This is a genomic window from Polynucleobacter finlandensis (assembly GCF_018881755.1).
Taxonomy (GTDB): domain Bacteria; phylum Pseudomonadota; class Gammaproteobacteria; order Burkholderiales; family Burkholderiaceae; genus Polynucleobacter; species Polynucleobacter finlandensis.
Map to the genome: position 1 here is coordinate 1 of NZ_JACVPS010000010.1, position 15591 is coordinate 15591.

Sequence of the window (15591 nt, forward strand, 5' to 3'; positions counted from 1 at the left end):
TGATGGGAATTCATAATGGGAGAATTTTATATGACTTTTCCTTCCTCGATCATGAGTCTGCTTGCTTAATTGGTGCAGGCAATAAAAAAGGGGTCCGAAGACCCCTTCTAAACTGAATTTGCTGTTTTAATGACCAGCATTCTTGTTGGCATCATCAATAAAGCGCTTACGAGCCGGCGCCAAAATGAACTTTGCCGCAAAGGCCGCAGCAATCGTCACGATTGCGCCCGCAATGAAAACCGTATTCCAATTCCCGGTTGAGGAAAGAACGGATGCCAAAGGTACCAATAAAGAAGCGGTTCCTTTTGCTGTATATAAGGTGCCAGCATTACCAGCCGCATTTTTTACACCAAATGTATCAGCACAGATCGCTGGAAAGATCGAGAAAATTTCACCCCAAAACAAGAAGATCAATGCAGCAAAAGTCATAAATGCATATGGGTCTTTACCAAAATGCATCAAACCGAGCATTGATAAACCTTCACCAAGGAAAACAAAGAACATAGTGTTCTCGCGCCCAAAACGATCTGAAATAAATCCACACAGTGGGCGAGTGAAACCATTGCACAGGTTATCAATGGATAAAGTCATTGTGAGTAGTGGCAAGGTGGTGCCAAATAACACCATCGGCAATTTCGCAAGACCCCAATCTTTAGCAATCGGACCAATTTGCGCCGTCACCATCAAACCACCAGCAGCTACAACCACGAAGATGACATAGATTAGCCAGAACAAAGGTTTTCTGATCATTTGTCCGGAGGTATAGTCCACCTTAGTGGTAACGATACGAGGAGCTGGCTGCACGCCCTTGGGAGGCGTTGGTTTTGTCATCAACAAAGCCAATAAGAAAATCAGCGCGCCTTGTGCAAGACCAAAGAACAGGAAGGCATGCTCATAGCCATCGGCAAGAATCATATTGCCAATTGGAATTACTGTAATTGCTGCGCCAGCTCCAAAGCCTGCTGCAGTCAAACCAGCAGCTAGACCACGTTTATCCGGAAACCATTTCAGCGCATTACCAACGCAAGTGCCGTAAACACAACCAGCGCCAATACCAGCAACAACAGCTGCTGCATAAAGCATTTCGAGTGAAGTTGCATAACTATCCATCACCCAACCAGCTGCAGCAAATACAGAGCCGATCAAGATAACGATGCGAGGTCCAAATTTATCAACCATCCAACCTTCAACTGGAACCAGCCAAGTTTCTACTACGATGAAGATTGAGAAAGAGAGTTGGATTGCAGATAAAGCCCAGCCAGTTTTAATCTGAATGGGGTTAACAAACAAAGTCCAGGCATATTGAAGATTGGCAACCAATCCCATGCAAATAATTCCGAATACCAACTGCGCCCAACGGTTATGCCATGGCTTACTCACGATTTATGCTCTCCTGATTATTTCTTTTTGTAGATTACGCACCCTCTTTAAGGGCTCAGTAATTCTCAGACATCAACCCTTTAATTATCTTGATGATCATCAAGATAATTTCATTTGCGCACTAGTGATTACCCCTAAACCAAGTAATTAAATTACAAGGCACTTCTGCTTAGTCGCCAGCACTCCCAATTCCCTTTGGGCATAAAAAAAGCCACCCGAAGGTGGCTTTTTGAATTACTGTAATTTTTAAATTACATTCCGCGATAGGCGCCGTCAAAATCATAATGACGAGCAGGCTTGGCTTGGCTTGGCTTGCTTTCAGAAAAAAGCTGGTGAAACATATTCAATAACTGGGTCATTTGAATCTCCTTAAGGGTTAGTACCTACATTGTACCCTAATTTGGAGATTTATCTAGGGTAAACCCTTAAAAAGACTTAAATGTTTTGTTAGCAATAATTAACTTATAAGTCTTTGATTTAATTGAAAATAATCGCCATCAACGCCTGAGAGTCAAGGAATTAACTCAAATATCCACCTTGAGCACTCAAATTGGTGCCGCTTGCCGGAATCGAACTGGCGACCTTTTCATTACGAATGAACTGCTCTACCAACTGAGCTAAAGCGGCGGTAAATAAATTCTAGCGGAAGCGATCCAACAACTTCTTGCTCACTTTATCCAACTGAGTGGCATCTTTGATCAAGAACTGCAAGCCATTGGAATCTGCGATGAGTAGCGTATTGCCGGCAATGCGACGAATATCTTCTTCACCCTTGAGGCGAATGCGAGTTGGGCCGCGATCCGTCTCAATGTCCCAAATACTGGGGGTTGCGAAGGTTGAAACCTTGGTAATTTTTTCAATGACGGGCATGAACTCACGCGCAGCCAATTCTTCCTCAATAAGTGCGAGTTCGAACTCCGGAATGGCGGCGATATTCTCAAACCAGCAAAGCTCTTTGCCAGACTGATCCATTAAACATATGCCGGCACCTGGAGCGGTAATCGGAAACGCCCTGACTGGATGAATGCCCACGTGACGATGACCCGCAGCGTCAATCAAGACTAAGCGCCCTAATGAGTCGCGCTCTAACTGATGGGGCTTTGTATGTGCATTGAAATTACTCATACGCCACCACCAATATGTTTAGCGGCTTCTTGAAGCGCTTCTTCTTCGCGCTCATCAAGACTCTCACCGATAGCGCCACCTTCAACCAACTCAGCAGCATGGCGAAGTTGCGCTTGATACAGGGTGTAATAAGCGCCCTGCGCTTCCATTAGCTGGTCGTGCGAACCGATCTCCACAATCTCACCCTTATCCAATACCACCAAGCGATCTGCTTTTCTTAAGGTAGATAGGCGGTGTGCAATAGCAATCGTAGTACGACCTTTAACAAGGTTATCTAAGGCGCGCTGGATTTCTTTTTCAGTGGTGGTATCGACTGAAGAGGTGGCTTCATCCAAAATTAAGATGCTTGGATTGATGAGTAATGCACGCGCAATAGAAATTCGCTGACGCTCACCCCCTGATAAAGACTGGCCACGCTCCCCTACTAGAGAGTCATAACCTAGTGGCAGGCGCAGAATAAATTCATGGGCGTGGGCAGCACGCGCAGCCTCAATAATCTCTTCACGAGTAGCGTCCGGTTTGCCATATGCAATGTTCTCTGCAATCGTGCCAAAGAACAAAAATGGTTCTTGTAAGACTAGGCCGATGCGCTTGCGATAGTCAGCAATACCAATACTGCGAATATCGCGCCCATCTAAAGTAATGGCGCCTGCGCTGACATCATAGAAACGGCAAATCAAATTGACTAGCGTGCTCTTACCAGATCCACTATGGCCTACCAGACCAATCATTTCGCCAGGAGCGATATCAAGATCAATGCCTTTGGACACCGCACGATTACCGTAGCGGAAACCCACGCCACGCAGAGCGATGCGGCCTTTTACATCCATCAAAGGGGCGGGATTGATTGGCTCAGGAACGCTAGAGACGTGATCCAAAATATCAAAAATTCGCTTAGCCCCTGCAGCAGCCTTTTGAGTATGCGAAACAATGCGGCTCATCGAATCTAGACGAATATAGAAGCGGCCAATGTAGGCAAGAAAGGCAATCAATACGCCAACAGAAATTTTCTGATGAGCCACTTGCCATATACCAAAACCCCAAACCACCAAGAGACCAGTCTCAGTCAACAAGGTAACCGTTGGTGAGAAAAGGCCCCACACACGATTGACGCGATCATTAATTTGCAGATTGTGTTTATTCGAATCCACAAAACGCTTGAGCTCACGATCTTCTTGAGCAAAGGCTTTCACCACCCGAATTCCCGGAATCGTATCTGCCAAAATATTCGTCACTTCGGACCAGATGCGATCAATCTTTTCAAAACCAAAGCGCAACTTATCGCGCACTGCATTAATCATCCAAACAATAAAAGGCAAAGGCGCTAGAGTGACTACAGCAAGCAATGGATCAATCGATACCAAGATCGCAGCAGTCATTGTGATCATCAAGACATCGGTTACAAAATCGAGTGCATACAGCGAGAGGAAAACACAGATACGATCTGTCTCAGCGCCGATACGGGCAATCAGGTCGCCCGTTCTCTTGCCACCAAAGTATTCCAAAGAAAGCTTGAGTAAATGCTCAAAGGTGGTGTTGCGCAAATCAGCGCCAATCCGCTCGCTTACAAGCGCTAGTAAATAGGTTTTCCACCAACCCAATCCCCAAGCTACTAAGGCGGCGCCAAACAAGGCGAGTAAATACATGCTGGCCAAATGAAAATCAATCGGTAGGCCTTTTTCGTATGGAATCAATACGTGATCCATTAAAGGCATGGTGAGATACGGCGGAATTAAAGTCGCCCCAGTCGATAGCAGGGTCAACACAAAACCCAAGAGTAATTGCCGCTTGTAGGGGCGAGCAAAACGCCAGAGCTTAAATAAAGTCCAAGTTGAGGGTGGCTGATCAAGCTCAGGATCACATGTAGGACAAGCGTCTGAGTTTGCCGGTTTGGGAGTTAAACAAACTGGGCATACCTGCTTGTCGTATTCGCTCGATTCAACAACTTCTCCGCTAGGTGTGTGCCCTTGGGATAGTTGTTTAAAAGCAGACTGAAGACGTAAAACTTGAGGGTTCACTGCTAGCGTGAAATGCCAAATCCTGTGCAAACGATCGGAACTTTCCAGTTTGAGGCTACCTACGCCAGCATGATCGCCATGCAAAAGATGTGCACCATCACTCATTGACCAAGACTCAAAGCCTTTACCGTCAGTCCAAACCAAGCCCTGATCAACCAACAAAAGGAGACTTTTTTGGAAGCGCAGATCTCCATCCAAATCCAGTTCGACCCACGCCAGTATGGCTTCAAGGTTTCGGATGGGGGATGTTGAGGACCCTAAAACACCTTGCCAATCGCTTGGCAGTGTGGAGGTAAACGGGAGAATTTCAGGCTTCATTGACCCTAAAAGTATAGTGGAGCTGGGTTTTTTCTATTTATAGCTAGTGTCAACTTTAATGACTGGAAAGCCGTTAAAGTTGACAGTAAGGCTTTTTATATATTTTTGCCAATTTTGTGGATTTCCAATAACTACTAGAAACAGAGAGACGGTCTGACGGTTCCCGCCCTAACAGGCGCCAACCCTAGCTATTCCACACATGCCCCAATTACTAGATAAAACCATTGAGATTCTGAGTGTTAAGCATCTCCGTGGTCCCAATATGTGGACTTACCATCCCGTTATTGAGGTTTGGATTGATATTGGCGATCTGGAAGATTACCCATCCCATCTCATTCCTGGCTTTTATGAGCGCCTAGTCAAAGCCCTACCTAGTCTTCAAGAACATCGTTGCAGCTATGGCGAAGCTGGCGGATTTCTCAAGAGAGTTGAGGAAGGCACTTGGCCGGCGCACATCATGGAGCACCTCACCTTAGAACTCCAAAACTTGGCTGGCATTCCAGGTGGTTTTGGTAAGGCACGTGACGGTGATCGCCGTAGCGTTTACAAGGTGATGGTGAGTGCTATTAATGAAGAAGTTACACTGACTGCTCTGAAATACGCTCGTGATCTTTACCTTGCATTAGCCCAAGACAACAAAGACTGTGTTGCTGAAGTACAAACCATTGTTGAAAATCTCCGCGAACTGGGTGATGATCTTTTACTAGGACCCAGTACCGCCTGCATTGTGAATGCCGCTGAAGAGCGTGGCATTCCATCCATCCGTTTGTCAGAAGGTAATTTAGTTCAACTGGGTTACGGGGCAAAGCAACGGCGCATTTGGACTGCCGAAACTGATCAAACTAGCGCGATTGCTGAAACTATTTCCAGAGATAAAGATCTCACGAAGAGCTTACTTGCTAGCGCTGGTGTACCTACTCCAGAAGGCAGGACTGTTACTAGCCCAGATGATGCTTGGGAAGCAGCGCAAGACATTGGCTTACCAGTTGTGGTTAAGCCCATTGACGGTAACCATGGTCGTGGCGTTTTTATTAACCTGTACACCCAACAAGAAATTGAAGCTGCTTATGCAGTAGCCATTGAAGAAGGTAGTGAAGTTCTCGTTGAACGTCATATCGTTGGCGACGAGCATCGCCTATTGGTAGTTGGCAACAAAGTAGTTGCTGCTGCAAAAGGCGAAACCGTTTGGGTGACTGGTGATGGCAAACACACCGTACACGAACTCATTCAGATTCAGATTAATTCCGATCCCCGTCGCGGCACCGCAGAAGAGCATCCTCTCAACCCAGTACGGATTGACTCTGCAGTGGAGTTGGAGCTAGCACGTCAGAAACTCACCGGTGCAAGCATTCCGGCCGCCGATCATAAAGTACTGATTCAGAGTAACGGAAACGTTGCTTTTGATGTCACCGATTTAGTTCATCCTGATGTTGCTAGCCAAGTGGCCTTAGCTGCGCGCGTGGTTGGCCTCGAGATTGCCGGCGTCGACTTAGTAGTACAAGACATCAGCAAACCACTTGAATCACAAAATGGTGCGATTGTTGAAGTCAATGCAGGCCCTGGTTTATTAATGCATCTAAAACCGGCTAGCGGTAAACCACAGCCGGTTGGCAAAGAGATTGCTGACCATCTCTTCCCACCTGGTACAGATTTCAGAATCCCGGTAGTCGGTATCTGTGGTGAGCGTGGCAAAACACCTGTTGCAGAAATGATTGCGTATTTCTTAAGATTAACGAATCGCTATGTCGGACTATCAAGTAGTAAAGGCTTATCTTTTGGCAACCGTACTATTCCCAAAAGCAATGTCACCAATTGGGAAAACGCTCGCCGCACTTTGTTAAATCGCGCAGTTGAAGCTGCGGTCATTGAGAACAACCATCTATCCATGTTAATTGAAGGCTTGGCATATGACCGTTGCCAGGTGGGTGTTGTTTTGAACGTGGACCCTAAAGCGAATTTCCCGCAATATGCAATCTTTGATGAAGACCAAGTCTTTAGCATTGTTCGTACTCAAGTTGACGTTGTTCTACCTAATGGTGTTGCAGTACTGAATGCAGATGATCCAATGGTCGCGCAAATGGCAGAACTGTGTGACGGTGAAGTGATTTTCTTTACACAAAATCCTCATTCACCAATCATTGAAGAGCATTTTAAGAATGATGGACGCGCAGTCTTAGTGGGCAATCAACAACTTACCCTCAGACGTGGGAAGTTAGACCAAAAAAGTATTCCAGTACCTCGTCATTCAGAACCAAATGCGAATACCCCATGGAAGAGTATGAATCTTGGAGCGGCAATCGGTGCTGCATGGGCTTTAGATATCCCCTTTAATGTCATTGAAGCTGGCGCCGAAACCTTTGTTCCTGATACTAATACCGCAATAGGAGCTTAATTGGAAATCACCCGAATTCGGATGCTGCGCGGCCCCAACTTATGGAGCCGTCATACCGCTTTAGAAGCGATTGTGTCTTGTGAAGAATCCGAGCGTTCAATTGATTCCATTCCCCAGTTTGAAACCAAGATCCGCGCACGCTTTCCCCAGCTCGGTAGCATGCGTCGTGGCGGACACAATGAAGTGCTTTCTTTAGCGCATGCTCTAGAGCACGCAGCTTTAGGTCTACAAGCGCAAGCCGGTTGTCCCGTGACTTTTAGTCGTACAGTTCAGACTATTGAGCCCGGCGTTTATCAAGTGGTTGCTGAATATATTGAAGAAGTTGTCGGTCGCATGGCCTTTGACTTTGCCTTCGCTTTAATTCAGGCAACCCTAAACGATGCGCCATTTGATTTGGCTGCTGCCCTCTCTGAGTTGGATGCCCTTTATGAAGATGTACGCTTGGGACCAAGCACTGGCTCCATTGTGGACGCCGCTGTGCAACGCAATATTCCATTTCGCCGCATGACTGAAGGCAGCATGGTGCAGTTTGGTTGGGGTAGCAAACAAAAAAGAATTCAAGCTGCAGAAACCAGCGACACCAGCGCCATTGCTGAAGCGATTGCTCAAGATAAAGAGCTCACTAAAAACTTACTCGCCGCTGCCGGTGTTTCAGTACCCATTGGTGAGGTGGTTACGACTGCCGATGCTGCATGGGCAGCCGCTCAAAAAATTGGCGGTCCGATCGTACTCAAACCAAAAGATGGCAATCAAGGTAAGGGTGTCGTTGCCAACATTCAAACAGAAGAAGAGGTGCGAGCAGGCTTTGTAGTGACCCAAGCCTTTGGTCGCGACACGATTGTTGAGCGTTACCTTCCAGGCGCGGACTACCGTCTGCTCGTTGTTGGCAACCGTCTATCGGCTGCTGCTCGGCGTGAACCTGCTCAAGTAGTTGGTGATGGCAGCAACTCCATTGCCAAACTAGTTGAGATTGAAAACCAAAATCCATTACGGGGCGATGGTCATGCAACTGCACTGACAAAAATTCGTTTTGATGACATCGCCTTGGCGCATTTAGCCAGCTCAAATCTCACCCCAGAATACGTTCCCAAAAAAGGTGAGCGCGTCTTGTTACGCAATAACGCCAACCTGAGCACTGGTGGCACAGCTACTGATGTCACCGATGATGTTCATGCCGATGTCGCAGCTAGTGCTATTGCAGCAGCGCAGATGATTGGCCTAGATATTGCTGGCGTGGATATTCTGTGTGAGGCGATTTACAAGCCACTGGAATCACAAGGCGGCGGCATTGTGGAAGTAAATGCTGCACCAGGACTACGCATGCATCTCAAGCCCTCTTATGGCAAGAGCCGCCCTGTAGGTGAAGACATCATTAATATGATGTTCCCTCAAGGTGAGAATGGCCGTATTCCCGTGGTGGCTGTCACAGGTACTAACGGCAAAACCACGACTGTTCGCTTAATCTCTCATCTACTCAATGAGACAGGTCTGCGCGTTGGTATGACCACTACTGATGGTGTCTATATCAATCATAAGTTGATCGATTCGGGCGACTGTAGTGGCCCCCGTAGCGCGCGTAATGTCTTGATGCACCCTGATACCGACGCCGCCGTTCTTGAAACTGCCCGTGGTGGCATGTTGCGTGAGGGCTTAGGTTTTGACCGTTGCGAAGTGGCAGTCGTTACCAATATTGGCGAAGGTGACCACCTAGGCCTGAACTACATCACCAGTGTTGAGGATTTAGCCATTCTCAAACGTGTGATTGTGCAGAACGTGGCGCCTACTGGTGCGGCAGTTCTCAATGCAGCAGACCCAATCGTGGCAAAAATGGGTGATGTTTGCACAGGTCGCGTCATCTTCTTTGCTCAGAATCAACATCACCCTGTTATTGCAGCACACCGCGCCAAGAATAAAAAAGTAATCTACTTTGATGGTCACTACATTGTTGCCTCCAAAGGATCTCGCGTGATGTATCGCTTTCCGGTGAGTGAAATTCCATTCACACAAAATGGTGTTCTTGGATTCCAAGTAGAAAATGCGATGGCCTCCATTGGTGCAGCTTGGGCCTTAGGTTTAGATGCTGAAAAGATTGCGCGTGGCTTACATAGCTTTGAAAGCTCAGCCAATGCAGTCCCTGGTCGCTTTAATCAATTCCAACATCATGGCGCTACGGTGATTGCTGACTATGGTCACAACCCTGATGCTATGCGTGCATTGGCTAGAGCGATTGAGGCCATGAAGCCCAATAAGAGCCACGTGGTTATTAGTGGTGCTGGTGATCGTCGCGATGAAGATATTCGTGACCTGACTCGTATCCTAGGGAACGCTTTTGATAACGTCATTCTGTATCAAGACCAATGTCAGCGCGGTCGTGAAGATGGTGAAGTGCTCAAACTTTTACAAGAGGGTTTAGTAGGCGCTACCAAGACAAAACACATTAAAGAGATTCGTGGCGAGTTTTTAGCAATTGATACCGCACTCAATGATCTTGCTTCTGGTGATATTTGCTTGATCTTAATTGATCAAGTCGAAGAGTCCCTCGCCTACCTCAAGGGAAAAGTACAAGCTTAAGCGTGGTAGTGACGTAAACGATCAATTTCCTCTTTAGAACCCAACATCACCGAGACGCGCTCGTGCAGCTCAGTTGGCACTAAATCCATAATCAATTCTTTGCCATTGGTAGATGCTCCGCCAGCTTGCTCCACCAAGAAGCTCATGGGATTGGCTTCGTACATCAAGCGTAATTTGCCAGGCTTGTGTGGTTCGCGCTGATCCCAGGGATACATGAAGATACCACCGCGAGACAAAACGCGATGCACATCAGCGACCATCGAAGCAATCCAACGCATATTGAAATCTTTGTCACGCTCGCCACTGGTACCAGCAAGGCATTCTTCAACATAGCGACGCACTGGCTCGGCCCAATGGCGCATATTAGACATATTGATCGCAAACTCTTTAGTGGAGTGAGAGATTTCTACTGCATGCTTGATGAGAATGAATTCACCGGTCACCTTATTCAAAGTAAACATTACTACGCCGTCACCCAAAGTTAAAGCCATGGTGGTTTGAGGGCCGTAGACCACATAACCGGCAGCAACTTGGTGGCGACCAGACAACAAGAAATCAGAAGTCTGCAATGGTGCTTTAGGTTCTTGCTTTTTCAATACAGAAAAGATAGTGCCAATAGAAACATTGACATCAATATTCGAAGAGCCATCTAATGGATCAAATAAGAGTAGATAGTCGCCAATGCCCTGCACGGGTAGCGGCAGCTCCATTTCCTCGGAAGCTAAGCCAGCCAAAGATTTGCAAGTCTGCACGCCATCTATTAATAAATCATTGGCAATCACATCCAGCTTTTGCTGAACTTCACCTTGCACATTGCCTGTTCCAGCGGAACCCAACAAACCAATCAAGGCACCTTGCGCTACTTCATGACTCAGTGTGTTGCAAGTATCAGCTACTGCCAATAAAAGTTCTTGCAGGCCAGCGGGCACAGCAGCACCTTTTACCTTGGTCTTCTCGAGGTATTGCTTGAAATTGGTCTTTAAGCTGGTTGGGGCGTTCAAAAAATGATTCTCCGTAGTGTTTCGTAGTGCTTGTTAGTGCTCTATTGGTAATTAGGGTCTATTTTGCCCTGTTATGAGTCTTAATTTCCCAATGCCTTAGAAATTACCTCTCTGACATCAGCAGAGAGGGTCTTGCAGGCGGCCACTTCTTCTAAATACGCATGCATCTTGCCTTGATAGGGTTGGGCAAAAAGACGCCAACGATCTAAAGCCCTTGCTAAACGAGCTGCAACCTGAGGGTTGATTGGATCGAGCGCTAACACCGCCTCAGCCCAAAAGGCATAGCCGCTGCCATCAGCCTGATGAAAGCTTGCAGGATTATTCATGCAAAAGGCATGAATCACACTGCGCACACGATTGGGGTTATTCATCTTGAATGCTTCATGCTCACGCAAGCGATACACATCTGTCAGGGTCGGCTCGGCGCCATCGACTGGTGGGCGACTCGATTGCAAAGCAAACCATTTATCCACCACCAAAGGATCATCGGCAAAGCGCTGATAAAAATCAGCTAGGCATTCTTTTGCTGCTTTTGCTCCATGAATTACCAAGCCAGCTAGAGCCGCATAGCGATCAGTCATATTGTCAGCATTTTGGTATTGATTGACTGCCATAGCGGACCAGATCATCGCATCCGCTTCCAGCAACATACTTAATGAGAGGTTTTTAAGAGCACGCTTACCCGCACTAATGGCGTCAGGTTTAAAGCCATCAGGTGTTTGCATTTGTTGATACAAAGCAGCCCACTCTAAGCGCAAGCCACTGGCCAGCGCTCGACGGAATGCCCGTCTTGAGCCAAAGATCTGCTGTGGATCGACGCTAGCGCACTGCTCGTACAAGTAGGTTTCAGCGGGAAGGGTTAAAGCAAGCTCTTTGAAAGCAGGGTCCAACTCGGAATCCATCAAGAGATCGCGGTAGGCATTCATTAACTGCTCGTCGGGCAAACGATTTTCCAAAATCATTTGCATTGCCAACTTCTGACCAGACTCCCAACGATTAAAGGCATCGTCATCATTTGAGAACAGGGTCAATAAATCCGCTTCACTCTGTGCAAAGTCGAAATTGATTGGCGCTGAGAAATTGCGATTAATCGATAGAACGGGGCGCTCGTCAATATTATCAAAAGTCCAAGATTGCTTTATTTCTTTAAGCTCGAGCAACTGCTCCACTTGATCATCAGCCGTGGTTAACAAGCGCACTTTCAACGGAATATGAAAAGGCTTTTTCTCTGTCTGACCAGGGCTTGCTGCACAGCTTTGACTTAAGGTGAGGTGATATTGCCTTTTAGCTGCATCGTATTGTTCTTCAACCTGAACGCGTGGGGTACCAGCCTGGCTATACCAATTTTTAAATTGACTGAGATCACGCTCGTTAGCATCAGCCATCGCTGCCAAGAAATCGTCACAAGTGACTGCCTGACCATCATGGCGCTTGAAGTACAGATCCATACCCTTGCGGAAACCATCAAGCCCTAATAAGGTTTGATACATGCGCACAACTTCAGCGCCCTTCTCATACACGGTAACGGTGTAAAAGTTATTAATCTCCTGATACTCATCCGGACGAATGGGATGTGCCATAGGGCCTGCATCTTCCGGGAATTGAAGTTGACGCAAGGTACGCACATCCTCAATACGCTTCACCGCTCTACCGGATTCACTACCCATTTGATCAGCAGAAAATTCTTGATCACGGAATACCGTAAGACCTTCTTTTAATGAGAGCTGGAACCAATCTTGGCAAGTCACTCGATTGCCAGTCCAGTTATGAAAGTATTCGTGTGCTACAACGCTTTCTATATTGGCAAAGTCCACATCCGTTGCCGTCTCAGGCTGCGCCAAGACGTACTTGGTGTTAAAAATATTCAAGCCCTTATTTTCCATGGCGCCCATATTGAAATCACTCACCGCCACAATCATGAAGCGCTCAAGATCTAGCTCTAAGCCATAGCGCTCTTCATCCCAATGAATCGAGGCAATCAAGGAATCCATCGCATGACGGGTTTTGTGGAGATCGTGTGGCTCAACCCAGATTTGCAATAGCTTTTTAGCGCCACTGCTAGTCGTAATGGTTTCTTCAATACATTCCAACTTGCCAGCTACTAGCGCAAACAAATAAGATGGCTTTGGAAATGGGTCTTCCCATATGGCGCTATGCCAACCGTTAGGCAACTTCTCAGTGCTCAGTAAATTTCCGTTGGCCAGCAACACTGGGCACTCTGTTTCACGTGCACGCAAGGTCACGCGGAACTTGGCCATCACATCTGGACGATCCAAGAAGTAAGTGATTTTTCTGAAGCCCTCAGCTTCACACTGCGTAAAGAAATTTCCATTTGAAACATACAAACCCATAAGGGAAGTATTTTTCTCAGGAACGCAGATACAAATGATTTCAACAACAAAGAGGTCTTTGCCATTATTGGGCAAAGAATGAATGCTGAGTGTTTCTGGTGTTAATTCAAAATGGCGATGCGCCTCGCCATTGATACGCAAACTAACAAACTCGAGCTCTTGTCCCTGCAACACCAAAGGCGTGCCAGCTTCATGACTTTTACCCGGCAACACCTCAAGCCGACTTTTAACAATCGTGCGCGCAGGATCCAATGCAATATCGAGCTCTACTTGCCCAAAGGTGTAATTTGGGGGGCGGTATTCGAGCCTACGAAAGCTCTGTGGCAGATCAGTTTTCATGTGGCAATTTTAGTCACCCTTGAGCTTAGCCCCAGATTAGCGTAGCAAGACCAATTGCAATGAACGTGACTGCTGCCACTGCATGCACCCATTTGATTGGCATACGCTTGGTAAATTTTTGACCGATCCAAACCGCAGGCGCATTGGCCAACATCATCCCCAAAGTAGTGCCTACTGTGACTGAGAAAACATCTGAATACCTCGCACCCAATGCAATAGTTGCGATTTGGGTTTTATCCCCCATCTCGGCCAAGAAGAACAAGCCAACGGTCAGCATGAATACCTGGAAAGCGCGATCAGCCACTTTAGAGCCTGCGGCATCATCAATATGGTCGGGAACTAAAAGCCACAGACCAATCCCCAGAAAACTCAGACTCAAGACCCACTTAAGGACCTCTGGGCTCATCAAAGTTGTGAGCCACTGACCCAAAAAGGCCGCGCAGGCATGGTTTGCGATCGTGGCAATAAAAATACCCCCAATAATGGCCATGGCCTGTTTGGGGTAACGGGCAGCCAGCATCAGGGAGAGCAATTGGGTCTTATCACCCATTTCAGCCAAGGCAACTACCCCAGCAGACAGCGTTAATGCAGAAAGGTCCATAGATTCAGTTAGTTAGGTATTTTCTATCAATATCGTTAATTAATACAATTTGGCTATTACACCACTGAGTCCTACACTTACGACCATACAAATAGTGATGAATGTCACCCACAAGCATAGAGGATACAAATGACAACTCGCGAAGGTAGTTTAGAGGCCCCAACCCGCCATCCCTTAGATTGGCAAAACCCGAAGTTCTACGACAAAGTCGATCTCGAAAATGAGATGGAGCGTGTGTTTGATCTTTGCCATGGTTGCCGTCGTTGTGTCAGCCTCTGCGGCTCCTTTCCGACTCTCTTTGATTTAGTCGATGCCACAGAAGATCTAGAGATGGCTCAAGTGGATAAGGCAGATTACCAACAGGTAGTGGATCAATGTTACCTCTGTGATGTTTGCTACATGACCAAATGTCCTTACGTCCCACCACACCCTTGGAATATCGATTTCCCGCATTTAATGCTGCGCGCTAAGGCCGTTAACTTCAAAGATGATAAAGCAACCTTCCGCGATAAATTACTTTCCTCCACAGATAAGCTTGGGCACTTTGCAGGAATTCCGATCGTGACGCAAGCTGTTAATGCAGTAAACAGCAAAGGCCTTGCGCGTTTAGTGATGGAAGGCGCTCTAGGCGTTGATAAAAATGCTTGGATTCCGGAATACGCCACTAAGACCTTCCCTCAAGTTGCCGAGAAATCAGAAAACTTACCCGTCATTGATGGCAAGAAGACTCCTGGCAAAGTGGCCATCTACGCCACTTGCTATATCAATTACAACGAGCCTGGCATTGGCCAGGATTTGATTAAGGTTCTTAAACACAATCAAATTCCATATGAGCTAGTAGACAAGGAAGCTTGCTGCGGTATGCCTAAGTTGGAATTGGGTGACCTAGAGTCGGTTGCGGAAAATAAAGAAAAGAATATTCCAAAGCTCGCGAAATTAGCGCGTGAAGGTTATGCCATCTTGACGCCGATTCCTTCTTGCACGCTGATGTTTAAGCAAGAACTCCCACTAATGTTCCCTGCCTGCGAAGATACGCAATTGGTGAAAGAGGCAATGTGGGATCCGTTTGAATATTTCGTGGCACGCAATTCCGATGGCTTACTAAAGACAGACTTCTCCACTGAACTTGGTCACGTCAGTTATCACATGGCTTGCCACTCACGCGTGCAAAACGTCGGTCAGAAAACAGCAGAAGCATTGCGCTTGGTACCCGGCACAGAAGTCAATGTGGTTGAGCGTTGCTCTGGCCACTCTGGCACATGGGGTGTAAAGAAAGAGTTCCATGAAATGGCGATGAAGATTGGTAAGCCTGTCTTTAAAAGAATGGCTGAAGAAGAGCCAAACTACATTAGCTCTGATTGCCAACTTGCTGGTCACCATATTGAACAGGGTATGGAAGAGCTTGGCTTACCAAAAGCAGAAATGGCACACCCACTGACACTGCTTGCAAAAGCGTACGGTTTATAAATACAAATTTAATAGAACAGGAATACAG

Annotated in this window: 9 protein-coding genes and 1 tRNA gene; 3 read left to right on the plus strand and 7 right to left on the minus strand. The window is 46.9% G+C overall.

Features of this window, described 5'->3' with window-relative positions:
- Positions 1 to 126: 126 nt before the first annotated feature.
- The 4 genes from oxlT to ICN49_RS07700 form a co-directional block, all read right to left on the minus strand.
- Positions 127 to 1380, minus strand: coding sequence for an oxalate/formate MFS antiporter (oxlT, locus tag ICN49_RS07685; protein ID WP_216167222.1), 1254 nt, complete (start codon positions 1378 to 1380; stop codon positions 127 to 129).
- 551 nt (positions 1381 to 1931) lie between these two features.
- Positions 1932 to 2007: transfer RNA gene (locus ICN49_RS07690), tRNA-Thr, on the minus strand.
- A gap of 12 nt (positions 2008 to 2019) precedes the next feature.
- A complete protein-coding gene (locus ICN49_RS07695) occupies positions 2020 to 2505 on the minus strand; it encodes a cyanophycin metabolism-associated DUF1854 family protein (protein WP_216167224.1) in 486 nt (161 codons plus the stop codon).
- Positions 2502 to 4841 carry a cyanophycin metabolism-associated ABC transporter gene (locus ICN49_RS07700; protein WP_216167226.1) on the minus strand — a complete coding sequence of 780 codons (2340 nt, stop codon included), beginning with the start codon at positions 4839 to 4841 and terminating at the stop codon, positions 2502 to 2504. The genes ICN49_RS07695 and ICN49_RS07700 overlap by 4 nt, the downstream gene beginning before the upstream one ends.
- 199 nt (positions 4842 to 5040) lie before the next feature.
- Here ICN49_RS07700 and ICN49_RS07705 point away from each other — a divergent pair, with 199 nt between their 5' ends.
- Together ICN49_RS07705 and cphA are read left to right on the plus strand one after the other, a co-directional pair.
- Positions 5041 to 7233, plus strand: a complete 2193-nt coding sequence (locus ICN49_RS07705; protein ID WP_216167228.1) for a cyanophycin synthetase — start codon at positions 5041 to 5043, stop codon at positions 7231 to 7233.
- Positions 7234 to 9804 (plus strand): cyanophycin synthetase, encoded by a 2571-nt coding sequence (cphA, locus tag ICN49_RS07710; protein ID WP_216167230.1) that lies wholly within the window; start codon positions 7234 to 7236, stop codon positions 9802 to 9804. It abuts the gene before it with no gap.
- On the opposite strand, the gene ICN49_RS07715 is transcribed toward cphA, so the two are convergent.
- From ICN49_RS07715 to ICN49_RS07725, 3 genes are all read right to left on the minus strand, one after another.
- On the minus strand, positions 9801 to 10805 hold the full coding sequence (locus ICN49_RS07715) for a class 1 fructose-bisphosphatase (RefSeq protein ID WP_216167232.1): 1005 nt from the start codon (positions 10803 to 10805) through the stop codon (positions 9801 to 9803). The genes cphA and ICN49_RS07715 overlap by 4 nt on opposite strands.
- 80 nt (positions 10806 to 10885) lie before the next feature.
- Positions 10886 to 13495 (minus strand): aminopeptidase N, encoded by a 2610-nt coding sequence (gene pepN / locus ICN49_RS07720; RefSeq protein WP_216167234.1) that lies wholly within the window; start codon positions 13493 to 13495, stop codon positions 10886 to 10888.
- Between the two features lie 25 nt (positions 13496 to 13520).
- Positions 13521 to 14096 (minus strand): TMEM165/GDT1 family protein, encoded by a 576-nt coding sequence (locus ICN49_RS07725; RefSeq protein WP_216167236.1) that lies wholly within the window; start codon positions 14094 to 14096, stop codon positions 13521 to 13523.
- Positions 14097 to 14225: 129 nt separating this feature from the next.
- Between ICN49_RS07725 and ICN49_RS07730 the strand changes: the two genes are divergently transcribed.
- Complete coding sequence (locus tag ICN49_RS07730) at positions 14226 to 15563, plus strand: heterodisulfide reductase-related iron-sulfur binding cluster (protein WP_216167238.1); 1338 nt, start codon at positions 14226 to 14228, stop codon at positions 15561 to 15563.
- The last annotated feature ends 28 nt before the right edge of the window (positions 15564 to 15591 follow it).